Genomic DNA, 22,609 nt, shown 5'->3' with positions numbered 1-22,609 from the left:
TATCAGGCGTAGCAGCGGCGCTCAAGCGAACTGTTGGCCGGTCGCTGCGTTGCGCGCTCACTCGATGCGCGGCATTGCGCGAATCCGGGCGACGCTCGCGGCGACGTCCTGCCAGGCCGGCTTGCCGCCCGCGAACTGCTGGCGCAGATACGACACGAGTTCGGCGACCTGGGCGTCGTTAAAACTGTCGCGGTAAGCCGGCATCGTACCGAGTTCGGGCCGCGCAGGCGAGCCGATGCCGTCGAGTATCACGCGGATCAGATTATCGGGCGTCGCGCTGTGCACATTCGTGTTGAGCGCGAGCGACGGATGCGCGCCGAACAACTGCGGCCCGCTGCCCGTGTGATGACACGCGGCGCATGCGCCGTCAAAAAGCCGCGCGCCGACGCCGGCCGGCATGCCGGTAATCGCGCTCGCGTGTTCGTATTGACGCGCCATCGCGGCGGCATCGACATTGGCTTCCACAGGGTTGAGCGACGCGAGATAGTTTGCCATCGCGCGAATATCGCTGTCGGGCAACGCAGCGAGGTCGGCGACGACGGGCGCCATCGGCCCCGCCGCGACGCCGTGCAGCGGCGCGTGGCCAAAGCGCAGGTAGCTGAACAGTTCATCCTCGGTCCAGGGCACCGGCGAGTTCGAGAGCGACGACAACGCGGGCGCTTCCCAGCCTTCCGCACTGCCGCCGCCCATGAACGCCGCGCCGGTTTTCTCGGCGCCGAACGCGTTGCGCGGCGTGTGGCACGCGCTGCAATGCCCGAGACCGTTGACGAGATACGCGCCGCGATTCCATTGCGCGCTTTGCGTTGGGCTCACGACGAAGGTATTGCGTCCGAGAAAGAGGCCGTTCCATGCGGCCATCAGCGGACGCGCACTGAACGGAAACGGCAGCTTCGTTTCCGGTGGGCGAAAGCGCACCGGCGTTGGCGACATCAGGTACGCGTAGAGCGCCTTGAGGTCGTCGTCGGAAGTGTTTTTGAACGACGTGTACGGAAACGCCGGATACAGCCGATGTCCGTCACGGCTAACGCCCTCGCGCATCGCGCGAACAAACGCTTCGAGCGACCATGAGCCGATGCCGGTCTGCACATCGGGCGTGATATTGGTGCTATAGACAGTGCCGAACGGCGTCTCGAGCGGCTTGCCGCCGGCGTTCGGCACACCGTTGCGCGCGGTATGGCACACCGCGCAATTGCCGAGTGACGCCAGCAATTTGCCGCGCGCGATCAATTCCGGCGCGAAGGTACTCGCGAGCGGCGGCACAATCGGCGCAATGGCCTGCGGCGCCAGCGACAACGCACCAAGCCAGCCCGCCGCGCCTGCTGCAAACGCGCCCAGAAAACCGAGCCGCCAGCGCTTTTTCTTTCGCGCTGCGGCGTCTTGAGCCTGAGCATCCGCGAGCGCCGCGCGGATCGTTTCCGGCGTGAACGGGGGCCTGCGAAAACGCACGCCGGTCGCGTCGTACAACGCGTTGGCAATCGCCGCCGCGCCGGGCAGCGACGCCGACTCGCCCGCGCCCATCGGCGGCTCGCCGTGACGCGGCATCATCACGACATCGATGACAGGCACTTCACGGAACGTAAGGATCGGGTACGCGCCCCACTCCTGGCTCGTCACCGCGTTCCGGTCGAACGTCACGCGTTCTTTCAACGCGCGGCTCGTCGCCTGAATCACGTTGCCGTGAATCTGATGACGTACACCGTCCGGGTTGATCGTCGTGCCGTTGTCCTGGCCGACCACCACGCGCGTCACCGCGAGTTCGCCGCTTCGGCGATTCACTTCCACATCGGCGACCCACGCGCACCACGCCGCGCCGAAGCCAGGAAACTTGCTGTGCACATAGCGCGCGTAGGCAATGCCACGGCCGCGCGCGATGTCGCCTTCTTCGCCATGCCCGTTTGTTCCGGGCTCGCGCGGCTGCCAGCCGGCACGCTCGGCGACCGCCTTGACGAGCTCGACCGCACGCGGATCGCTCAGATGCTTCAGACGAAACTCGACCGGATCGGCGCCCGCTTCCACGGCTAGTTCGTCGATGAACGACTCGTGTGCGAATGTATTCGGCAACGCGGACACACCGCGCAGCCACGACGCCCGCACGATCGGCGGCGTGTCGTCGCAAACCACGCGCATCGCCCGATAGTCGTACGGCGGCATGGCCGTGCGGTCGCCCATTTCGAACACCTGCGGCTGAGCGGACAGCGTGCCGGTGAGCAACAACGCCAACGTAGGCGCGTCGTTCGACGGATAACGTGTCGCGAAGTCGTAAGCCGCGAGTTCGCCTTCGGCACTCAACGCGCCGCGCACGTCCATCAATTGCGCCGCGCCCTTCGGCTCCCATGCATGTTCGTCCTCGCGCGACAGTTGCACGCGCACCGGCGCGCCGGTCGCACGCGAAAGCAGAGCGGCGTCGGCGGCGACATCGTCTGCGCAATTGCGGCCGTAGCAGCCGGCCGCATCCATCCTCACGATGTCGATGTGCGCTTCGTCCATCGACATCAGCAATGCAAGGTCCGCGCGCAGCGAATGCGGATTCTGCGTGCCCGACCATACCTTCAACGCGCCCTCGCGATGATCGGCGACCGCGCACGAAGGGCCAATCGACGCGTGCATCTGAAACGGCCATACGTAGGTACGATTCAGCGTGCGAGCCGGGTCGCGCGAAAGCGCCGCATCGACATCGCCATCGATCACGAGGTCGCGCCGTTTCGCCGGATTCGCACGCAACGCGGCTTCCACTTCGTCGCTGGTTTCGAGCGGCGGCAACGGTTCGGTGGCTTTCCATTGCACATTGAGCCGCTTCGCGGCCTCCTGCGCGACTTCCTCACGCTCCGCCACAATGCCGACAAAGTCGCGTATCACCACCACCTTGACGATGCCCGGCAAGTCGCGGATCGACTCTTCGTCGACATGCAGCAGGCTATTGCCGACGAAAGCGCCCTGCGCGATCCCCGCATACGGCGGACGCACGACGCGGCCATGCAACATGCCAGGCACGCGCACATCGTGCACGAAGCTCAATTCGCCCGTTGCCTTCGCGGGAATATCGACGCGTGGCGTGCTCTTGCCCACGACCTTGTAGGTGTCCGGAGATTTCAAAGGCGCGTCGGTAGCGAGCTGTAATTCGATGCGCTGCCCCGCGATCAAGTCGCCATAGCCGACGCGTTTTGCTGCCTCGACGGCGCTGCCGTCGTCGCGTTGGAACACGATGCCGTCACGCACATCGAGCTTGTCCACGCCGACCCCGAGCCGCGTCGCTGCTTGTGCAAGCAGCCATTGACGCGCCTGCGCCGCCGCATGCCGCAACGGCACTGCCGTTATCTGCATCGTGGCGCTTGCAATCGTCGGTCCCTGATTCGGCGTTTCGCTAGTGTCGCCGAGTACGATCGACACGCGCGTCAACGGCACGTCGAGTTCTTCTGCGACGATCTGTGCAAGCGCGGTGCCGATGCCAGTGCCGAGATCGACGTGGCCGTTGAACGCGATCACGCTGCCGTCGTCGCGCACGGCAAGAAACATATCGGGCTCGGTCGGCACAAACGACGATCGCGCGCCAGGCTGACCGACAGCTGGCTTCACCGGCGCTTGCGGCGCACGCGTGACGATCAGCACGCTCTGCGCGTCATACAACTGCTTGCGCGATGGTGCCGCGGCCCGACGATCCACACTGAAGTCCGGTCCTGTCATACGCGTGCCCCTTCAGGACCATTTTTCTGTATCGCCAGCAACTCAGCGGCGCGCTGCACAGCACGCACGATTTCCACATGAGTGCCGCAGCGGCACAGATTGCGCGACAACTCGCGTTGAATTGTTTCGACACTCGGATGCGGATCGCGATCGAGCAGCGCCTTCGCCGTCATGATCATGCCGCTCAGGCAATACCCGCACTGCGCGGCCTGTTCTTCGATAAACGCCTGTTGCACCGGATGCAGCGCGGCACGCGTGCCCAGTCCTTCGAGCGTCGTGATCTCGTGGCCTAACGCTACTCTCGCAGTCGTCACGCATGCACGCGTCGGCGTGCCGTCGAGCAGCACGGTGCATGCGCCGCATTCGCCGAGTCCGCAGCCGAATTTCGGACCGTTGAGTGCGAGGTCGTTGCGCAGAAGGTACAGCAACGGCGTGTCCGCGGCGGCGCTGACAAGATGCGTCGCACCGTTGACTTTCAGCGTGAGCGGTGCCGGCCCGTTCATGAGCGTACCGTCCGCGCCAAATCGCGCGTGCTCACAGCACTACCGGCACTTCAGTCGCGGGCGGTGTATTACGACTGCGCCGGCAGCGGATCAAGCCGTCGATCATCACCATGCCCACGCCCGGAATATCGCCGAGCTGCACGCTTTCGAGCAGCGTGTCGGCAGCCGTGTGTTGCGCGCGGTCCATGAAGACGAGATCGGCGGGACGACCCACTTCGATCAAGCCCTGGCGCAAGTTGCGTTGACGCGCGGTGTTTCCCGTCGCGAAACAGAACGCGATTTCGGCGGGCACATCCGCGAGACTGGAAATGAGCGCGATCATCCGCAGAATGCCGAGAGGTTGCACGCCAGATCCCGCGGGACTGTCGGTGCCGAGAATGATCCGGTGCGGGCATTTCAATTCCACGGCATGACGCGCCGTCAGCAATGCGATGCGTTCGTTGCCGTTATGGACTATTTCGAGCGCGCGGCTCGACTGCTCGCATAAATCGCACACGTGCCGGTAAGACAGCGACGTATGTCCGCCGTTGATGTGACCGATCACGTCAGCATCAGCCTCCAGCACAACGTCGCGATCGATCAGCCCCGAGCCTGGAATCGATGGGCCGCCCGTATGAATCGTGCTCTGAATGCCGTATTTACGCGCCCACGCGACCATCTGCGCGGCTTCCTCGCCGGCCTTCACGCTGCCGAGCCCGACTTCGCCGAGCAGCTTCACGCCCGCTTCCGACAGCTCCTTGAAGTCCTCTTCGACCATGCCTTTTTCGATCACCGGCGCGCCCGCCATCACCTTGACGCCGCCGCCGACACCCGCGCCGCGCATGCCTTCGAACGAGCGCTGCGCAGTGATGGCCAGCGCCTTTAAGCCAAGCACATCTTTCGGACGACCAGGTAAATGCACTTCGCCGGCGGAGATCATCGTCGTGACGCCGCCGTTCAAGTTCGATTCGATCCAGCCCATCTGATTCTGGCGCGGCGTCCAGTCGCCGAACACGGGATGCACATGCGAGTCGATCAGACCGGGCGCGACCGTCGTGCCCTTGCAATCGATGGTGGTGCGCGCGCCCTCCAGGTCGCAGTCTTTTTCCTTGCCAACCGCGACGATCACGCCGTCTTCAATCACCAGCGTGTTCGCGTCCATAATCGGCTGATCGATGTCGCCGGATAACAGCAGCCCGATGTTCGTTACCGCGACCTTGCCCGACAAGCCTGTCAACGTCTCTGCTGCCATCTGCTTCTCCTTTCGCAACGACTGTCCGAACCGCACGCTGAATCGCGCGTTGATCAAACGCTCAGATAAGCGCGCCTCACTGTTTCGTTCCTTGCCAATTCGCCGATGGTGCCGCTAAAGCGGATCTGCCCTTTTTCAAGCACATACGCGCGGTCGCTGACTAGTTCCGCGAAGTGCAGGTTCTGTTCGGATAACAGAATGGACAGCCCTTCGCGCTTGAGTTCCAGAATCATGTTTGCCATCTGTTCGACGATCACAGGCGCCACGCCTTCGGACGGTTCATCGAGTAGAACGAGGTACGGATTGCCCATCAACGTGCGCGAGACAGTGAGCATCTGCTGCTCGCCGCCGCTCATCTGGCCGCCGGGCCGTTTCGGCATTTCGCCGAGGTTCGGGAACAGACGAAACAGCTTTTCCGGCGTCCATTGCGGCGCTCCCTCGCGTGGCGGCTGGCGCCCAGCGTCCAGATTCTCCATGACCGTTAGATCGGCGAACACGCGCCGGTCTTCAGGAACGAAGCCCATGCCCATACGCGCGATCTTGTACGGCGCGAGCGCCGTGATGTTCTGCCCGCGAAATTTGACCTCGCCCTGGCGGCGCGGCAGCAGGCCCATTACCGCTTTCATCGTGGTCGATTTGCCCGCGCCGTTGCGACCCATCAACGCGACGACTTCCCCGCGCCCGACTTCCAGGCCGACATCGAAAAGAATATGAGCGCGGCCATAAAATGCGTTGAGGCCCGCGACTTTCAGCATCGGCTCGCTCATTGCAGCGCTCCTCCAGCTGCGTGGCCACTCGCCATGTCGTGCAGCGGCGCGTGCGGCTGAAAGGTCTTGCCCGTGCCGAAATACACTTCCTGCACACGCGGGTCGTTGCGGATCGTATCGCCATCGCCCTCGGCGATCAGTTTGCCGCGCGCGAGCACGATCATGCGGTCGGCGTAGGCGAACACCACGTCCATGCTGTGCTCAGTGAACAGCACGCCGATTTTCTGCTCGATGACGAGCCGCTTGGTCAGCGCCATCAATTCGTTGCGCTCCTTCGGCGCCATGCCGGCAGTGGGCTCGTCCATCAATAGAAGCTTCGGCCTGTTTGCAAGCGCTATGGCAAGCTCGACGCGCTTCACGTCGCCATACGCGAGCACGCCGCACGCGCGTTTGGCGTCGGCGGACATGCCAACCTGTTGGAGCAGCGCGAAGGCTTCGTCGGCATAGCGCGAGCCTGCGGGCTTCCACAGGCCGAAGGTTTTACGTTCGCGTGAGACAAGGGCCATCTGCACGTTTTCGAGCACCGTCATTGAATTGAAGGTCGCCGCGATCTGGAATGTACGGCCCACGCCGAGCCGCCAGATGTCGCGCGGACGCATGCCGACGAGTTCGTGTCCGTCGAAACGGATAGAGCCGGACGAAGGAGGCAATTGTCCGTTGACCATGTTGAAGCAGGTGGACTTGCCGGCGCCGTTCGGACCGAGCAATGCGAGAAGCTGGCCGGCTTCGAGCGTGAACGAAACGTCGTCGACCGCTTTCAGACCGCCGAACGATCTGGACAATCCGGCTACATGCAGCAAGCTCATAGCCCCTCCTTGATCGCAGTGCGTTGCGACGGCTGTGCGGCGTTGCTCTCAACGTTGTCGGCAGTGTCGTCGCCGAAGCGATCGCGGATAAAGCCCACGATGCCCTGCGGAAATGCAATCACCAGCAACAGAATTGCGAAGCCCAGCAATGCCTGCCAGTAATCGGTCTGCCGCGCGACGGTGTCCTGCAACCATGTGAACACGGCTGCACCGACAATCGGCCCGGTGAGCGTCTGTAAGCCGCCGAGCAACACCATCACGAGGCCATCGACGGAACGGCTCACGCTGATCACCTCCGGCGAGATCGTGCCTTTGGAGAACGCATACAGCGATCCGGCGAGTCCACAGAAGAGCGACGCGATCACGAAGGCCGCCCATTGCACGCGCTTAACGTCAATGCCGATGGCTTCCGCGCGCAGCACGGAATCGCGCGACGCCCGCATTGCATAACCGAGCGGCGAGAACAGCATGCGGCGCAAGAGCCATACGCCGATCACCGCACATACAAGCGTCAGGTAATAAAAAGCCACCGGCGACGACAGCCAGTTAGACGGCCACAAGCCCAGAATGCCGTTGCTGCCGCCCGTCACGTCGTCCCACTGAAAGACGACCGACCACACGATCTGTGCGAACGCGAGTGTCAGCATCGCGAGATACACGCCAGAAAGACGCACGCAGAACCAGCCGAACACGAGCGCGCCAGCGACGGCCAGAAGCGGGCCGAGCAGCAATGCGGCTTCCATCGGCAGATTCAACACTTTGAGGAACAGCGCCGCGCCATATGCGCCGAGCCCGAAATACGCAGCATGGCCGAACGAATGCATGCCGCCCGGCCCCATGATGAAATGCAGGCTCGTCGCGAACAGCACGGCAATGAGAATTTCCACGAACAGCACCGGCATATACGGAAACGCATTCGCCGTGAGCGGCGCGAGCAACAGGATTAGCAGCGCAATCGCGGCGAGCCATTTAAGCCGTTTGCCTGCGGGACGCAGAGGCGTTTCGGGCGCAGCCATGCCGCGCACCGCGGCACTCGCGCGACCGAGCAAACCCCAAGGCCGCACCACGAGCACGACTGCCATTACGACGAATTCCGCAACCAGCGTGAAGCGGCTCAACGAAAGACCGACGCCGAAAACGGTCACATGCCCTATGCCGATGCACAGCGCCTTGATCTCCGCGATGATCAGCGCGGCGACGAACGCCCCTGGAATCGAACCCATGCCGCCGACCACCACGACCACGAACGCATTGCCTATCGTCTCGAGATCGAGCGAGAGATTCGCCGACATACGCGGCCCTTGCAGCGCGCCGCCCAAACCCGCGAGAAATGCGCCGACGAAAAACACGCCTGTAAAGAGCCACGCCTGATTGATGCCGAGCGCGCCGAGCATCTCGCGATCCTGAGTCGCGGCGCGCACCAGCGTGCCCCAGCGCGTGCGCGTCAACGCATACCAGAGCAGCAGCAGAACCACAGGGCCGATCACGATCAACGCGATGTCATAGGTCGGCAGCGGATGGCCGAGGAAATTCACCGCGCCCGCAAGATGCGGCGCACGCGGTCCGAACAAGTCTTCCGGTCCCCATAGCCACAACGCGGCGTCGCGAAAAATCAATACGAGCGCAAACGTGGCAAGAAGATGGAACAACTCCGGCGCTTGATAAATGCGCCGCAACACGATCACCTCGACGAGCGCGCCGAGCACTGCCACAACCAGCGCGGCAGCCAGCACCGAAAGCCAGAAGCCGCCCGCCGTGTGCCCAAAACGGCTCGCGATGCTGTAGGCGATGTAGATGCCGAACATGTAGAACGAGCCGTGCGCAAAGTTGACGATGCGCGTCACGCCAAAGATCAACGACAAGCCCGCGGCGACGAGAAACAGCGTCGACGCATCGGCGAGTCCGTTGACCAGTTGTACCAGCAAATTCGAAAGCATCGAGACCCTCGGCAGCTTGCTGTCGATCCACGCGCAACCGCGCATGAGGTTCGAACAGCAGACGTTGCGGCGCGTGCGGCACCATGCTCGCACGCATCAACGGCAGCACACTACCTGAAAGAAAGTCCCTTTGGGGACCAACGAAATAACCGCATGCAACCTTCAGCGCAATCCATCTTCGCCCTTGATCTCACTCGCCTGCAATCCGCCGACGCGCGGCAACGGCCTGCCCGAAGCCGTCACGGCGACCGCGACCACGATTTCATTCGCGCGCGGCGCGTCCGACACCCGCGCCTCGATTGCATCGAAATGACTGCGCACGAAAGCGGCGTCCTTGTGGCCGAGCGGCACGTCGATGGCGGTGCCGAGCGTGCCCATTTTTTTTGCCGACGGCACGAGCGCCGCGCCTTTTTGGACCGCCGCGCGCAGCGGCGCGCCGAGCTTCGGATGCAGAATCGCGGCGGCGTGTTCGAGTTCGCCCGCCTCGCCGACAATTGCGGCCTTGCCATAGCTTTGCGCGTCGCCGGGCTCGATGCCGAGCGCTGCGACGCACCGGTTGCCGAGCAGCGCACCCAGTTCCTCGCCGGCTTCGATCAGCGCGTCGAGCTTCGCTTCATAGCGGCCCGCGTACGGATTGTCGATCACCGCAATCGCCACCGCGCGACGTGCCGGCGGATCGACGTTCTGACCCATTTCAATGCGTGTTTCGTCCACTTGCACGACCAGCTTGCGAAGCTTGATTGCCATTTCGCTCTCCGAGTTTCGATGCCTGCGTTGCTCTGTGTTTCCAATTCACCCGTCGCAATCTTCAGCGTCGTTCAGCGCAAGCCGTCCTTGCCCACAATCGCTTCTTTCGCGAGCCCGCCGACGCGCGCATGCACGCGCTGGCCCGTGCTCATCGCGAGGATGTAGACCACCTCGTCGGCTGCGGGTGCGCCGGGCACACGCACCTCGATGGCGTCGAAATGGCTGCGCACGTAGCTTGCGTTGACGTGCGTAAGCGGCACGTCGAGCGCGGTGGACGGTGCGCCCACTTTTTTCGTCGAAGGCACGATTGCGTTGGTCGGTACGCCGTTTTTCTCCAGCAGTTCGCGCATTGCATAACCGCCGGGCACATGCCACAACGCGCCGTGTTCGAGCTCGCCGCGCGAGCCGACAACCGCGCCCTTGCCATAGCTTTCGATCGACGCATGCGGAACCGCCATCGCCGCGAGCAACCGTTGCGCCATGTCGAAGCCGATGGGTTTGAGCGCTTCCATCGCGTGTTCGATTTTCGCTTCGTAGCGGCCGGCGAACGGGTTCGTCATCACGGCGGCAATCGCGCCGCGTCGCAGCGGCTGCGCCGGCGCTGGGCCGAACTCGTGGAAGATGTCCTCGACGTGCGTCAGCACGCGGCGTATTTCGAACACGGAGCCTCCGTTGTTGTGTGAGCGCGATGCGAGAGCAACGCGCTTTTTTCATGCATACCGGCGATTCGCACGCGTCCTTGCAAAAACAATGCGGCGCCTTCTATCAACCCTCGATCGAGCAAACGCCGTGCGGCTTCCACGCCGCGTGCAAGCGCGAAATCGATCAGCGGCTGCGGCAGCGAAGGGACATCGACGGTAACAAGCCGGTCGCCCAGATCGGCGTCGTCCTTCAGCGACGATGCCGGCATGCGTACGATGCCTTCATGATCGAGGTTCACGGCGTTGGCAATCATCGTTGCGGCCGCGTCGGCGCTTGCCGCGTTGCGTGCGAGCACCGTCACACTATCCGCAATGCCGAGACTGAAACTGCGGCCGCGCCAACCGCTTGTGGCAATGCCGCGAATGGGCATGCTCGCGTCGATCGTGAGATTGGCGTCGAGCGCCTGACCGTCTGCGAACTGCATTTTTTCGAGCGATTGCGAGAGGTCCGCAAACACACCGACGTGGTATTGCCGACCCTCGGTCAAATAAAGTGCAATGTCGCCGCCATTATTGATGAACGCGCGAGAGATGCCTTCGCGTGCGAATGCGCCTATCAGTTCGTCTGCGACGCTGCCTGCAACGGCTGCCATCGGCGTGACAAAGCGCGTGCGATGAGGATGACACGCGGACCACATGCGACGCGCAACGTGACCTTGCAGCGCACAATCATCAAGCGATGCTTCGGCTCGCACCGGCTGCCGAAGCGTTTTCAATTCACCCACCAGTTCCGGCAATACGCTGACGAACCGCGACCAGCACGCCTCATAGGCGGCTTGCAGCGCGGCGGGCTCGCCGTCGGCGCTCAGGATCAGGTCAATCGGCCCATGCTGCCAATGCCAGCGGGTCGCGTCGATGGGGGTGCGGGTCGGGTTCATTGCGCTGCGGCGTGCATGGTTGCGTATGTGTTTGCCGGGGTCATGGCGTTATGTGACAGCGTGGTTAGCCGAGCATCGGCGGCATCGCAGGCGGCCACGGATTGTCGGGATTGCGGGCCAACACGCGGCGCGCGAGCGGCGCGCCTTCCGTATGCTCGGGACCGTTCGCCAACACACTCTCCAATGACCGCACTGCATCGAGATGGCCGCCGAGGTCGCGATATGCGTCATATGTCATGGTGAACTCGATCGGCGCGACAATCGCGGGCGTCGGCACTGTACCGAACGACCGGTCGGGCATGCGCGCTACGTCGACCATCACAGTGATGCCGCCGCCTGGCCACACATAAGCCGGTGCGCCGCCGCACGTCACGTTGACAAGCTTCCGCTTGATGGCTCGCGTGAGCAGCACGGGGTTCTCGGTCGCCCCCGCGCGCAGACTGCCGCCCGCTCCGCCGAGAAACAACACGGTGGCAAGCGACGGCTCGCAGTTTTCGCCGATTCGCTCCACCGTTCTGCGCACGGCAGCCGGCATTTCGGCCATGCGCGGCACGAGATCGCGATCGAGTTCGTACCACTGCGCATGTTCGCCTGTTGTCGACACCATTAGCAGACGCATGCCGGGTTTCGCGACCGCGGGATCGAACCCTTCGATAATTGCAAGCGGGTCCTGAATGTCCGTGCCGCCCCAGCCAATGCCCGGATTCGCCACCTGAAAATATCGGCCGGGCGTCGACTTGCGTCCGCGAATCCTGATGCCCGAGCGCGTCATGCCGAGGCAGCGCCCTGCCTGATGTTCGGTCAGCACGCCGGTAATGTGATCGTCCACCACCACCACTTCATCGGCATGACCGAACCATTGTTTAGCGAAGATACCGATAGTCGCGGAACCGCAGCCAACACGCATGCGCTGTTCTTCTACACCGTCGACAACCGGCGCGGCGCCCGCGCGAATCGCGAGACTCGCGCCGCCGTCTATGCTCAATTCCACCGCCTGCTTGTTGCCGAGCGCGAGCATCATGTCGCACGTCACGCGGCCTTCTTTCTTGCTGCCGCCGGTCAGATGATGCACGCCGCCGAGACTCAACATCTGCGAACCGTATTCGGCCGTCGTCACATGGCCGACGATCTCTCCCTGGCAACGCACGTTCGCCTGCTCGGGACCGAGAAAGCGGTCTGTGTCGATTTTTACCTTGAAGCTGCAATAGCTGAAGATGCCTTCGGTGACGACCGTAATCATGTCGACGTCGTCGAGTTTCGAGGCAACGATAAACGGTGCCGGTTTGTAGTCGGGATAAGTAGACGATGCGCCTACGCCGGTCACGAAAAGCGCCTCGTCGGCGACATGCTCCTGCGCTTGCGACGACGCAGCGAATTCGACCGTGGAATCCGCACTGTTTGCGCGCGACAGGAATACCACGGGATCGACGCGAATCAGCCGTCCGTTCGCGTTCGCATAGCGATCGCACGCACCGGTGCGGCCTTCCGATATCTGGCAGAGCACCGGGCAGGCATTGCATTCGATCTTGTTCGACGCCATTCGCTCGCTGCGCGGCGCCGCCTTCTCGAGCACGGTGGGACCGGGCGTCGAGGCGGTTTCGCCGTCGACGCGCTCCGCACCGAAATCGACCTTCGTATGCTCTGTCATGGCGGGGTTCCCATACGACGACATTACAATCGGTCCAGCCCGGCTGACGAATAGCCCTTGTTTCAAGGTACTTTCGTGTGACTCGCGAATTTCATGTTGCGGTCACTTACCGTTCGTGTAGTATCCGCTACACCAAACTTGTTGAAAATCTACTCGATCAAAATAGACTGCGCAATGTGTTTCCCATCGGCATACAGATGGTGCAACGCGTCATTGAAGCACTGACACGAGCTCCGATCGGCTTTCAATTTACGCCGAAGCTGGCCGGCGCGCAGCGCTCGCAACATGCAGGCGCCGCATGCAACGCCCACTGTATGATGAGAGCGTGCGTGCCCCGCCGAGCCGTGCGCGGAAANNNNCAAGCCGGTTTCAACGACGCCAACAAAGAGATATCAGACCGCCATGAGTTCCACCGCCGCTCGCAAGCCGGGAGCCACCGGCATCCGCGCGAAACAGGCGCAAGACACGCGCGCCAAGATACTGAAGGCGGCGATCAAGGTCTTCGCGAAGCAAGGCTATGCAAGCGGGCGCGTCGAAAGTATTTCAAAGGCTGCACGCTCGCACGACCGCATGATCTATTACTACTTCGGCAGCAAGGAACAGTTATTCGTCGAAGTACTCGAAACGATCTACACGCAGTTCAACGAAGCGGAGAGCAAGCTCGATCTCGATCTGGACGATCCGGTGCACGGGCTCGAACAGATGGTCGAATTCGTCTGGCAGTATTACCTCGATCATCCTGAGTTCGTTACGCTGCTGTCGAGCGAGAATCTGCATCAAGGCAAGCACGCGAAGAAGTCTTCGAAGCTGAAGGAGATTTCCGGCTATGCGATTTCAGTCGTGCAAAAACTGTTGGATGCGGGCAAGGCGCAAGACGTTTTTCGCGCCGACGTGAAGGCACGCGACGTGTATCTAATGATCGCATCGCTCGGCTATTTCTATAACGCGAACCAGTACACGTTGGGCGCGTTTCTCGGCGAGCCGCTGATGGACAAGGCGGCGCTCGCACATTGGCGCGAAGTGATCAAGGACACGGTATTGCGCGCAGTGCGGCTGCAATTGCCAACGGATGCGCACGCTAGTGCGAATGCGAAAACCGATGCAATCGACGAAAGCGAGCCGGCACGCCCCGCAATGTAAAAACGCGCGCCGTGATAACGGCGCGCGNCTTATTGTCAACGCATGACTACATGCGGAAAAACTCACGGCTTTGCAGCGGCGTCTTCCTCGCGGAACAGCTTGTCGGCAAGATGGAACGCGGAGTTCGCCGCCGGCACGCCGCAATAAATCGCGGTTTGCAGCAACACTTCCTTGATCTGCTCGCGTGTCACGCCATTGTTTTTCGCGGCGCGCAAATGTAATGCAAGTTCTTCACTGCGATTTAACGCAACCATCATCGCAATGGTTAGCAGGCTGCGTGTGTGCCGCGGCAAACCATCGCGCGTCCAGATTTCGCCCCACGCATAACGCGTGATCAGATTCTGAAACTCGTCAGTCAGCTCAGTGCGATTGGCAAGCGAGCGGTCCACGTGCGCATCGCCCAACACTGCACGGCGCACTCCGAGCCCGGCTTCGTAGCGGTCTTCGTCGTTCATTTGGGCTCCGTCAAAAAGTCGATGACTGTCTTCGTGAAAGCATCGGCCTTCTCGATGTTCGAAATATGCGAGGCATCAAGCTCGACATAACGTGCACCAGAAATCGCCTGCGCCAGTTCGCGGCCTTGCGCGGGCGTCGCGGCGACGTCGTGCGTGCCGCTGATCACCAGCACCGGCAGCTTGATGCCGTGCGTTTCGGGGCGCAGGTCAGTGGCGTCGATCGCGTCGCAATTGGATGCGTAACCTTCCTTGTCCGTATGCACGAACACGTCGCGGATCATCGCCAGCACCACCGGCTCGCGCTCGATGTAGTCGGCGGTGAACCAGCGCGGCAACACTGCGTCGGAGAGCGCGAGCATGCCTTCGGTGCGAGCGCGCGCGGCGCGCGGCACCCATACCTCGGGTGAGCCGATTCGTGCCGCCGTATTCGCGAGCACCATGCGCTCAAAACGATTCGCATGACGCGCGGCCAACGCGACGCCTGTCAGTCCGCCCATCGACACGCCGCAAAAATTCGCGCGCGCGATCTTCAGCGTGTCCATCAGGCCAAGCACGTCGCCGCTCAGCTGCTCGATTGTGTACGGGCCTTTCGGTGCTTCCGAATGGCCGTGACCGCGCGTGTCGTAGCGCAACACGCGAAAGTGCTTCGACAGCGCCGCGACTTGCGGCGTCCACATGGACAGATCGCTGCCGAGCGAATTCGACAGCACGATCCACGGCGCGTTACCGTGACGGTTGCCGTCGATTCGATAGTGAAGCTCCGTGCCGTTGACTGCGGCGTAAGGCATGCCGGTTACTCCTTCGAAGGGGCGCGCTGCGAACGCGCGGTATGAAGCGCCAGCGCGGCGTCCACATAAGCGTGCGCCTGGCCGACGTATTGAGCGGGATCGAGCAGTTGTTTCAGTCGATCGATCGAAAGATGTTGGCTCACGGCTGCGTCTGCTGACAGCACGTCGAAAAGCGTCTGGCCGTCGCGAATCGCCGCTTTGGACGCGCGCTCCACGAGGTGATGCGCGTCGAGCCGCCCGATGCTGTCGCCGAGCGCGAGCATCACCGCTTCACCGAGAATCAGGCCGTGCGTAACGTCGAGATTCGCGGCAAGGCGGGGCACGTTCACGTTCAGCCCGGCCGCGATCTGCTCGATGTTCGCGAGCGCGCCGCCCGCCAGCCGCGCTAGATCGGGGAGCGCGTCCCATTCGGCTTGCCAGCCGCCAAGCGCGCGTTCGTGTTCCTGCACCATGCCGGCGAACACGGTCGCAACGAGCCCCGGTGCGCGCGTCGCGGCGGTCAGCACCGCAGCGCAGCCAACCGGATTGCGCTTATGCGGCATCGTCGACGATCCGCCTTTGCCCGCAGCGGCGGGCTCGGCGAGTTCGTCGATTTCGGTTTGCATTTGCAGCGAAATGTCGCGCGCGATCTTGCCGAGCGTGCCGATCAGCATCGCGAAGAACGATGCGGTTTCCGCGATCCGGTCACGCTGCGTATGCCACGGCAAGGTAGGCACAGTGAGGCCGAGTTCTTTCGCGAGCGCTCGCGTGACTTGCGGTGCTGCATCGCGCAGGCTCGCCAGCGTGCCGGCCGCGCCGCCGAATTGCAGCACCAGTACACGAGCATGCAATGCGTCGAGCCGCTCGCGGTGACGCAGCAACGCATCGAGCCACTGCGCGAATTTCAGGCCGAGCGTGATCGGCAACGCCTGCTGCAACCACGTACGGCCGATCATCGGCGTCGCGCGATGCGTGGCCGCAAGTTTCGCGATCGCGTCGCAAGTGGATTGCAAGCCGCTGTCGAGCAGATTGAAGGTGTCGCGCAGTTGCAGCACCGTTGCGGTGTCGATGATGTCCTGGCTCGTCGCGCCCCAGTGCACGTATTTCGACGCTTCGGCGTCGGCCGCTTTCACGCGCGCGGTAAGTTGCTTGACGAGAGGGATCGCGAGATTGCCGCCAAGCGCGGCGTCGCGGCAGAGCGCATCGGCGTCGAGTTGATCGGCGCGGCAGGCGGCTTCAATTGCCGGCACCGCCGTGTGGGGAATCACGTTGTGCGCTGCCGATGCGCGCGCGAGCGCCGCTTCCACATCGAGCATGCGTTGCAGCGTGGCATGCGGCGCCCAGATGTCGTTCATCGGCTGCGTGCCGCAAAGAAGGCCGGTCAGGCGGCCGCTGGAGTCGAGCATGATGACGTCGATGATCGGATGATTCTGTTGAATGTAGCACTGCGCGCGGCACTGCGGGGCACGCGGCGGCACGCGGAGCGCCGCGCTGATACATCACAGCCCGCATCAAACTCCGTCGGCGCGCATCGCGCATCGCGCACGCCGCGCTCACACAGCGCGTGCGGCCTGCGTACCGTCGATCAGCGGCACGCCCGTGAGTTTCAGCAGCGCATCGAAGTCGATGTCCGAGAAAATCTCGCGCACCACGAGGCCCTGGTCGGTCACATCGATCATGGCGAGATCCGTGTAGATGCGATCGACGCAAGCGACGCCCGTCACCGGATACGTGCATTCGGCGGCGATCTTGCTCTCGCCCTGCTTGGTCAGATGTTCCATCATCACATAGACCTGCTTCGCGCCGATGGCGAGGTCCATCGCGCCGCCCACAGCCGGAATTGCATCCGGCGCGCCGGTGTGCCAGTTCGCGAGGTCGCCCTTGGCCGAGACCTGGAATGCGCCGAGCACGCAGAAGTCGAGGTGGCCGCCGCGCATCATCGCGAACGAATCGGCGTGGTGGAAAAACGCGCCGCCTGTCAGCAGCGTGACATGCTGCTTGCCGGCGTTGATGAGTTCGTCGTCTTCCTCGCCCTTCGCGGGCGCAGGGCCCATGCCGAGCAGACCGTTTTCGCTGTGCAGGAAGATTTCCTTGTCGGCAGCGAGGTGGTTCGCCACCAGCGTCGGCACGCCGATACCAAGGTTCACATACGCGCCTTCCGGAATATCCAGTGCAACGCGCTTGGCCATTTCATCGCGGGTCAGTTTCTTCATGTCGGTCTCCGGTTCAGGCGGCAGCGTCGCGCGGATTGGGCTGCGGGGCATGTGCCGCTTGCGGCACTTCGATCACGCGCTGCACGAAAATGCCCGGCGTCACGATGTTTTCCGGATCCAGTGCGCCGAGCGGCACGACTTCCGACACCTGCACGATGGCGGTTTTCGCCGCGCTTGCCATGATCGGCCCGAAATTGCGGGCCGTCTTGCGATAAACGAGGTTGCCCCAGCGATCGCCCTTATATGCCTTGATGAGCGCGAAATCCGCATGCAGCGGCGATTCGAGCACATAGTGCCTGCCGTCGATCAATCGCGTTTCCTTGCCTTCCGCGAGCTTCGTGCCGTAGCCGGTCGGTGTGAAGAATCCGCCGATGCCCGCACCCGACGCACGAATGCGCTCAGCCAGATTGCCCTGCGGCACGAGTTCGAGTTCGATCTCGCCGGCGCGGTACAGCGCGTCGAACACGTACGAATCCGTCTGGCGCGGAAACGAGCAGATGATCTTGCGCACGCGCTTCGCCTTGAGCAGCGCCGCGAGGCCGATGTCGCCGTTACCGGCGTTGTTATTGACGATGGTGAGTTCGCGCGCGCCCTGCTCGATCAGCGCGTCGATCAGCTCCGACGGCATGCCGGCCGTGCCGAAGCCGCCGATCATGACGGTCGCGCCGTCGTGGACATCGGCGACGGCCGACTGAAGTGACTCGAAAATCTTGTTGATCATGTCGAATTTCCTTGTGAGGCGCTGCGCACGCCGGCCTTCGCCGTGATGGCAGCCTTCGCGGGCAGTCTCCAGGCCAATGCGGGCGGCAGCAATCCTGTGTCCCAGCAGGCCGGCGCTTCCTGCCAGTTCGCCACCGGTTGGTTCGTTGACTCGGCGCGCCGATCCTGCTTAAGGCAAACCACCTGTCAACTCGCTGCGCGTTGTTCGTTTAGCGAACAGTCATTCGATTAGCGAACGATTCGGCGATTATGGTTGCGCTTCGGCTGCATTGTCAAGGCGCGGACTTTCCCTTAATCATAGGTTGCTGCCGCACAAGGTGCGCGCCTGTTGGCCGTCCTCGGACGCCTTTGGTTTCGAAAGAAAAGGAAACCCCACTATCCCGCGCAACGATTCTTCGGCTACCCTTTATCGACATATCGAATAGCCTCATAGGCCTCGCCGGTCGGAAAGCATGTCGGACACCAACCTTGATTTAAACCTGATCCCGTACCTCGTTGCGATGGAAGACACCCGCAACGTCAGCCGCGCGGCCGAGCAGCTCGGTGTGAGTCAGCCGCGCGTGAGCACGGCGCTCGGGCGGCTGCGCGAGTATTTCGACGATCCGCTGTTCGTACGCACGTCCAAAGGCATGGAGCCCACGCCTCGCGCGCTCGCCATCCTGCCCGCCGCGCGCGACGCGCTTTTGCGCATCGAGAAAGGCATGCTCGACGCGCAGGAGTTCGACCCGGACACGAGCACGCATACGTTCTCGATTGCGCTTTCCGACGTCGGCGAGATCGTCTTTTTGCCACGGCTCCTGCAACTCTTCGCCGAATGCGCGCCGCATGCGAACCTGCGTTCCGTGTCGCTGTCACCGGCGCATGTCGAACGCGGGCTCGAATCGGGCGACGTCGATCTCGCCGTCGGCTATTTCCCGGATCTCTCTGGCAATAACTTCTTTCAGCAGCGGCTCTTCACACACCGCTTCATCTGCCTGATGCGCGCGGGTCATCCCCTTTCAAAGACGCCGCTCACGCTCGCGCAATACGTCGCGTCGGGGCACGCGGTCGTGCGCGCCGAAGGACGCAGCCAGGAAGTCCTCGAACAGTATCTGGTGAAAAAGCGCATCAAGCGGCGCGCGGTGCTGGAAACGCCGCACTTCATGAGCCTGCCGTTCATCCTCGCGCGCACCGATCTGATCGCGACCGTGCCGCATGCGATCGGCTTCGCGTATGTGTCGGAACATGCGTCGATCACGCTCGTCGAACCGCCGCTCCCGCTGCCGCGCTTCGATTTGCGGCAGCATTGGCATCGCAAGTTTCATAACGACCCACGCGGAAGCTGGCTGCGCGGCGTGGTCGCGCAACTCTTCAATGACGCACTGGACGAGTGGCCGAAATGAAACCGTCAGCCCCGCGACGTCGAAAGGGGCATCGGCACGATCCTGTGTAAACATGGAACAATGACTGTACTCATGAACCCGCGCGCTCCATCCTGGCTCGACGCGCGATCCCGGAGGAGCGACGGATGACCATCAGCAAGACAGAACAAAGCACACCCGCGGCCACAAACGGCCGGCCGAGCCGTGAAGAAGCCGAAGCAGCCGTTCGTGTGCTGCTACGTTGGGCCGGCGACGATCCACAGCGCGAGGGCCTCGTCGACACACCGGCGCGCGTGGTGCGCTCGTATGAAGAGTTCTATGCGGGCTATCAGGTCGATCCTCGGGAAATCCTCGCTCGCACATTCTCCGAGGTGGATGGTTACGACGAGATGATCGTGCTGAAGGACATCCGCTTCGAAAGCTATTGCGAACACCACATGGTGCCGATCATCGGACGCGCGCACGTTGCGTATTTGCCGCAGCATCGCGTGGTCGGCATCTCGAAGCTCGCTCGCCTCGTCGACGCATTCGCGAAGCGCCTGCAGATCCAGGAAAAGATGACGGTGCAGATCGCCGATACGTTGAACGATGTGCTGCAACCGGCAGGCGTCGGCGTGATTCTCGAAGCCGCGCATCAGTGCATGTCGACACGCGGCGTGCACAAAGCCGGCGTGACGATGGTCACGTCGCGCATGCTCGGCACGTTCCGCACGGACCCGTCCACGCGCCGCGAGTTTCTGTCGATAGTCGGCAATCCCGGCGCCGTGGCCGTGCCGAACACGTAAGAACAGAGTCAGCCGAACGCGCGCGGCACGACGCGTGCCTCATGCCGCCTTGCGCGCGCTGAGCGTTTGCCCGAACGTCGCGAGCATCACAGCACCCAGCACGCAGGCAACTCCCGCGAGTTGCGCCCCGCTAACCGGCTCGCGCAACAGCAGCGCAGCCAACGCCAAGGCGCTGACCGGCACGAGCGCGGTCGTCAAGCCGGCCTCCGCGCCGCTGACGCGCGCGGCGCCCTCATACCAGAGAACGAAACCGACCACGGTCGGCACCAGCGCGTAATACAGCACCCCGCTCACGGCGCTGACGTCGAGCGGCATGCCCCACGGTCTTTCGAAACAGGCCGGCACGATCGACACGACAAAGCCGATGCCGCACATCAACGCCGACAGCGGCAGCGGCGCCACCGGCGTGCGCAGCTTGCGATTGAGCAGAATAAAAAGCGCCTCGCAGACAATCGCACCAAACACCAGCGCGTTGCCGAGGATAGAACCGCCTGCATGCGGCGCAGCGCTCTCGCCGGGATGCACGGTGCAGGCAAGCACGCCCGCCGTGGCCAGACCAATCGCACCGAGCAGCGCCGGTGACGGCCGTTCGCCCAACGTCAGCATCGCGACCACCGCCGACACGGCCGGCAACGTGCCCGCGATCACGCCGGCATCGCCGGCCGAGGCGAGTTTCATACCGCTGATGAGCAACACCGTATAACCGACGCTGCCCGCCGCGGCTTGCGCGATCACCAGCGCGATATCGCGCCGGTCGAGGCGCGGCCAGCGCACGCCGCGCCAGCGCATGATCAGCGCGAACAGCGGAAACGCAATCGCGAAACGCAGCGCGGTCGCGCTGAACGGCGGCAATCCCGCCGCAATGGACTTGCTTACCACCACCGTGCTGCCGACGCCGATCATCGCCAGCGCGCAGCACATATAGCCGATGTACCGTGAATTCATCGTGCATCTCCGATGCAAAGGGACGAGCACGCAGCTTAAATAGGCGGTAGCAGGCAGTCTTGAACGAAATTGCAGCGCGTTGCACCGTGGCCCCCGCTCGCGATCCATCGAGTATCCTGATTGAAGGGAAAGCCCGAGCGCGACGGGAACGGTCTTTGCATCAATGGACCGGCCGGGCAACAGTAGCCGCGCCGTCAGTTTCCCAACAAAAACAGGAGCCGCTCAATTGGTAGAGTTTCCGTCGTCGGCGGTATCCACTTGGGGCGGCGCGGTCGTCTTCGGCAACGTGCTGTTGACGCGCCTCGGCGTGCCGATTCCCGCCGTCCCCGTGCTGTTGTTCGCCGGCTCGGCGATCGCGGCGGGCAGCTTGTCGTTCTGGCCGGTGCTGGGCGCCGCAGTGCTCGCCGCATTGATCGGCGACGGCGTCTGGTTCACCGCCGGCCGCCTGTATGGCCGCAAGCTGCTCGGTGTGCTCGGTCAGATGCTGCCTGCCGTCGATGCTCGCGTCGAACAGGCGCGCTCGATGTTCGAGCGCTTCGGCGTGCCGCTCGTGTCGATTTCGAAGTTCGTCCCCGGCCTCGCGCTGATTACGCCACCACTGATGGGCACCACGGCTGTCGACGCACGCATCTATGCAATCTGGGACCTGACCGGCGCAATGGCGTGGGCCACGTTCTGGCTGCTCGGTGGCGCCGCGGCCGAACGGCAGTTGCATATGCTGTTCGAGTTCGTCAGGGCGCAAGGCGGCACGGTGATCGACCTGCTGATAGGCGCCGCGTTGTTGTATCTCGCGTATCGGCTCGTGCAGCAGCAGCGGGCACGCCGGCAATCGGCGCATGCCAATGCGGCCGCCCAACCGCAAGCGCCGAGCCGTGTGACGGGCCGCAAGCCGACGCCCAAAGTGCTCGACGCCCGTCCGCAAGGCGCGGCCCTCGACGCTGCGCCGCCGATTCCCGGCGCATTCGCGCTCGATCCGCATTCGCCCGAACAGATCGACTTCGCACTGCGCGCTTACGACATGGTGATTTACTGCGTGTGCCCGGACAGCGCCACAGCCGCCGAGATCAGCGTGCGCATGCGCAACTATGGCTATACGCGGATTCGTGCGCTGCGCGGAGGGCTGGACGCGTGGCAGCGGCGCGGCTTTCCGGTGGGCTTGCTGCTTGCCGACGAGCCGGGGCCGGGCAGGCTCGCGCAGCCGCTCGGTGGGTTGCGTGGCAGATTACGTGAAGAGACGGGAAACGCCGTGACACTGCGCGGCTTCGCGCCGCGGCGCCGCGTGAATCCGTGAGTGCGTGAGTGCGTGAGTGAAATACTCGCCCCG

General features: G+C 63.3%; 20 protein-coding genes. 4 read left to right on the top strand and 16 right to left on the bottom strand.

Annotation, left to right across the window (positions count from 1 at the left end; genetic code table 11):
• Positions 1 to 57: 57 nt before the first annotated feature.
• The 10 genes from F759_RS0124190 to F759_RS0124145 form a co-directional block, all read right to left on the bottom strand.
• Entirely contained in the window at positions 58 to 3,681 is a 3,624-nt protein-coding gene (locus F759_RS0124190; RefSeq protein ID WP_027802139.1) for a molybdopterin cofactor-binding domain-containing protein, read from the bottom strand.
• Positions 3,678 to 4,184, bottom strand: coding sequence for a (2Fe-2S)-binding protein (locus F759_RS0124185; protein ID WP_027802138.1), 507 nt, complete (start codon positions 4,182 to 4,184; stop codon positions 3,678 to 3,680). Before F759_RS0124185 ends, F759_RS0124190 begins: the two co-directional genes overlap by 4 nt.
• 31 nt (positions 4,185 to 4,215) lie before the next feature.
• Complete coding sequence (locus tag F759_RS0124180) at positions 4,216 to 5,415, bottom strand: amidohydrolase family protein (protein ID WP_027802137.1); 1,200 nt, start codon at positions 5,413 to 5,415, stop codon at positions 4,216 to 4,218.
• A 53-nt stretch (positions 5,416 to 5,468) separates the two neighbouring features.
• Positions 5,469 to 6,182, bottom strand: coding sequence for an ABC transporter ATP-binding protein (locus F759_RS0124175; RefSeq protein WP_027802136.1), 714 nt, complete (start codon positions 6,180 to 6,182; stop codon positions 5,469 to 5,471).
• Entirely contained in the window at positions 6,179 to 6,988 is an 810-nt protein-coding gene (locus tag F759_RS0124170) for an ABC transporter ATP-binding protein (protein ID WP_027802135.1), read from the bottom strand. Before F759_RS0124170 ends, F759_RS0124175 begins: the two co-directional genes overlap by 4 nt.
• On the bottom strand, positions 6,985 to 8,925 hold the full coding sequence (locus F759_RS0124165; RefSeq protein WP_027802134.1) for an ABC transporter permease: 1,941 nt from the start codon (positions 8,923 to 8,925) through the stop codon (positions 6,985 to 6,987). Before F759_RS0124165 ends, F759_RS0124170 begins: the two co-directional genes overlap by 4 nt.
• Before the next feature lie 162 nt (positions 8,926 to 9,087).
• Positions 9,088 to 9,672 (bottom strand): amino acid synthesis family protein, encoded by a 585-nt coding sequence (locus F759_RS0124160; protein WP_027802133.1) that lies wholly within the window; start codon positions 9,670 to 9,672, stop codon positions 9,088 to 9,090.
• A 71-nt stretch (positions 9,673 to 9,743) separates the two neighbouring features.
• Positions 9,744 to 10,334 (bottom strand): amino acid synthesis family protein, encoded by a 591-nt coding sequence (locus F759_RS0124155; RefSeq protein ID WP_027802132.1) that lies wholly within the window; start codon positions 10,332 to 10,334, stop codon positions 9,744 to 9,746.
• Positions 10,310 to 11,251 carry a UPF0280 family protein gene (locus F759_RS0124150; RefSeq protein WP_027802131.1) on the bottom strand — a complete coding sequence of 314 codons (942 nt, stop codon included), beginning with the start codon at positions 11,249 to 11,251 and terminating at the stop codon, positions 10,310 to 10,312. Before F759_RS0124150 ends, F759_RS0124155 begins: the two co-directional genes overlap by 25 nt.
• A 64-nt stretch (positions 11,252 to 11,315) precedes the next feature.
• Positions 11,316 to 12,899 carry a hypothetical protein gene (locus F759_RS0124145; protein WP_027802130.1) on the bottom strand — a complete coding sequence of 528 codons (1,584 nt, stop codon included), beginning with the start codon at positions 12,897 to 12,899 and terminating at the stop codon, positions 11,316 to 11,318.
• Between the two features lie 402 nt (positions 12,900 to 13,301).
• Here F759_RS0124145 and F759_RS0124135 point away from each other — a divergent pair, with 402 nt between their 5' ends.
• The gene (locus tag F759_RS0124135) at positions 13,302 to 14,039 is read left to right on the top strand and encodes a TetR family transcriptional regulator (protein ID WP_027802129.1); all 738 of its coding nucleotides are present in this window, start codon (positions 13,302 to 13,304) and stop codon (positions 14,037 to 14,039) included.
• 62 nt (positions 14,040 to 14,101) lie between these two features.
• On the opposite strand, the gene pcaC is transcribed toward F759_RS0124135, so the two are convergent.
• The 5 genes from pcaC to F759_RS0124110 all read right to left on the bottom strand — a co-directional run bounded on the left by pcaC (position 14,102) and on the right by F759_RS0124110 (position 18,195).
• The gene (pcaC, locus tag F759_RS0124130; RefSeq protein ID WP_027802128.1) at positions 14,102 to 14,494 is read right to left on the bottom strand and encodes a 4-carboxymuconolactone decarboxylase; all 393 of its coding nucleotides are present in this window, start codon (positions 14,492 to 14,494) and stop codon (positions 14,102 to 14,104) included.
• Positions 14,491 to 15,282, bottom strand: a complete 792-nt coding sequence (pcaD, locus tag F759_RS0124125; RefSeq protein ID WP_027802127.1) for a 3-oxoadipate enol-lactonase — start codon at positions 15,280 to 15,282, stop codon at positions 14,491 to 14,493. Before pcaD ends, pcaC begins: the two co-directional genes overlap by 4 nt.
• A 5-nt stretch (positions 15,283 to 15,287) precedes the next feature.
• Positions 15,288 to 16,667, bottom strand: coding sequence for a 3-carboxy-cis,cis-muconate cycloisomerase (locus F759_RS0124120; RefSeq protein WP_027802126.1), 1,380 nt, complete (start codon positions 16,665 to 16,667; stop codon positions 15,288 to 15,290).
• A gap of 147 nt (positions 16,668 to 16,814) precedes the next feature.
• Complete coding sequence (locus F759_RS0124115) at positions 16,815 to 17,474, bottom strand: 3-oxoacid CoA-transferase subunit B (RefSeq protein ID WP_027802125.1); 660 nt, start codon at positions 17,472 to 17,474, stop codon at positions 16,815 to 16,817.
• Positions 17,475 to 17,487: 13 nt separating this feature from the next.
• Positions 17,488 to 18,195 carry a 3-oxoacid CoA-transferase subunit A gene (locus F759_RS0124110; protein ID WP_027802124.1) on the bottom strand — a complete coding sequence of 236 codons (708 nt, stop codon included), beginning with the start codon at positions 18,193 to 18,195 and terminating at the stop codon, positions 17,488 to 17,490.
• Between the two features lie 451 nt (positions 18,196 to 18,646).
• On the opposite strand from F759_RS0124110, the gene F759_RS0124100 reads away from it, so the two are divergent.
• Both F759_RS0124100 and folE read left to right on the top strand, forming a co-directional pair.
• The gene (locus F759_RS0124100; RefSeq protein ID WP_027802123.1) at positions 18,647 to 19,576 is read left to right on the top strand and encodes a LysR family transcriptional regulator; all 930 of its coding nucleotides are present in this window, start codon (positions 18,647 to 18,649) and stop codon (positions 19,574 to 19,576) included.
• 125 nt (positions 19,577 to 19,701) lie between these two features.
• Positions 19,702 to 20,340 (top strand): GTP cyclohydrolase I FolE, encoded by a 639-nt coding sequence (gene folE / locus F759_RS0124095; RefSeq protein WP_027802122.1) that lies wholly within the window; start codon positions 19,702 to 19,704, stop codon positions 20,338 to 20,340.
• A 39-nt stretch (positions 20,341 to 20,379) separates the two neighbouring features.
• Here folE and F759_RS0124090 read toward each other — a convergent pair whose 3' ends face one another.
• Positions 20,380 to 21,285: a DMT family transporter gene (locus tag F759_RS0124090; RefSeq protein ID WP_027802121.1), complete on the bottom strand. Its 906-nt coding sequence runs from the start codon at positions 21,283 to 21,285 to the stop codon at positions 20,380 to 20,382.
• 226 nt (positions 21,286 to 21,511) lie between these two features.
• On the opposite strand from F759_RS0124090, the gene F759_RS0124085 reads away from it, so the two are divergent.
• Positions 21,512 to 22,576, top strand: coding sequence for a VTT domain-containing protein (locus tag F759_RS0124085; protein ID WP_027802120.1), 1,065 nt, complete (start codon positions 21,512 to 21,514; stop codon positions 22,574 to 22,576).
• The last annotated feature ends 33 nt before the right edge of the window (positions 22,577 to 22,609 follow it).

This window comes from Paraburkholderia dilworthii (assembly GCF_000472525.1).
Lineage (GTDB): Bacteria > Pseudomonadota > Gammaproteobacteria > Burkholderiales > Burkholderiaceae > Paraburkholderia > Paraburkholderia dilworthii.
This window is presented reverse-complemented; position numbering and strand designations above follow the sequence as displayed.

Excerpts from the sequence above, each read along its gene's own strand:
- F759_RS0124090 (WP_027802121.1), bottom strand. The coding sequence starts at position 21,285 with ATGAATTCACGGTACATCGGCTATATGTGCTGCGCGCTGGCGATGATC.
- F759_RS0124145 (WP_027802130.1), bottom strand. The coding sequence starts at position 12,899 with ATGACAGAGCATACGAAGGTCGATTTCGGTGCGGAGCGCGTCGACGGC.
- F759_RS0124165 (WP_027802134.1), bottom strand. The coding sequence starts at position 8,925 with ATGCTTTCGAATTTGCTGGTACAACTGGTCAACGGACTCGCCGATGCG.
- F759_RS0124185 (WP_027802138.1), bottom strand. The coding sequence starts at position 4,184 with ATGAACGGGCCGGCACCGCTCACGCTGAAAGTCAACGGTGCGACGCAT.
- folE (WP_027802122.1), top strand. The coding sequence starts at position 19,702 with ATGACCATCAGCAAGACAGAACAAAGCACACCCGCGGCCACAAACGGC.
- F759_RS0124175 (WP_027802136.1), bottom strand. The coding sequence starts at position 6,182 with ATGAGCGAGCCGATGCTGAAAGTCGCGGGCCTCAACGCATTTTATGGC.
- F759_RS0124100 (WP_027802123.1), top strand. The coding sequence starts at position 18,647 with ATGTCGGACACCAACCTTGATTTAAACCTGATCCCGTACCTCGTTGCG.
- F759_RS0124135 (WP_027802129.1), top strand. The coding sequence starts at position 13,302 with ATGAGTTCCACCGCCGCTCGCAAGCCGGGAGCCACCGGCATCCGCGCG.
- F759_RS0124150 (WP_027802131.1), bottom strand. The coding sequence starts at position 11,251 with ATGAACCCGACCCGCACCCCCATCGACGCGACCCGCTGGCATTGGCAG.
- F759_RS0124110 (WP_027802124.1), bottom strand. The coding sequence starts at position 18,195 with ATGATCAACAAGATTTTCGAGTCACTTCAGTCGGCCGTCGCCGATGTC.
- F759_RS0124160 (WP_027802133.1), bottom strand. The coding sequence starts at position 9,672 with ATGGCAATCAAGCTTCGCAAGCTGGTCGTGCAAGTGGACGAAACACGC.
- F759_RS0124180 (WP_027802137.1), bottom strand. The coding sequence starts at position 5,415 with ATGGCAGCAGAGACGTTGACAGGCTTGTCGGGCAAGGTCGCGGTAACG.
- F759_RS0124190 (WP_027802139.1), bottom strand. The coding sequence starts at position 3,681 with ATGACAGGACCGGACTTCAGTGTGGATCGTCGGGCCGCGGCACCATCG.
- pcaC (WP_027802128.1), bottom strand. The coding sequence starts at position 14,494 with ATGAACGACGAAGACCGCTACGAAGCCGGGCTCGGAGTGCGCCGTGCA.
- F759_RS0124170 (WP_027802135.1), bottom strand. The coding sequence starts at position 6,988 with ATGAGCTTGCTGCATGTAGCCGGATTGTCCAGATCGTTCGGCGGTCTG.
- pcaD (WP_027802127.1), bottom strand. The coding sequence starts at position 15,282 with ATGCCTTACGCCGCAGTCAACGGCACGGAGCTTCACTATCGAATCGAC.
- F759_RS0124120 (WP_027802126.1), bottom strand. The coding sequence starts at position 16,667 with ATGCTCGACTCCAGCGGCCGCCTGACCGGCCTTCTTTGCGGCACGCAG.
- F759_RS0124115 (WP_027802125.1), bottom strand. The coding sequence starts at position 17,474 with ATGAAGAAACTGACCCGCGATGAAATGGCCAAGCGCGTTGCACTGGAT.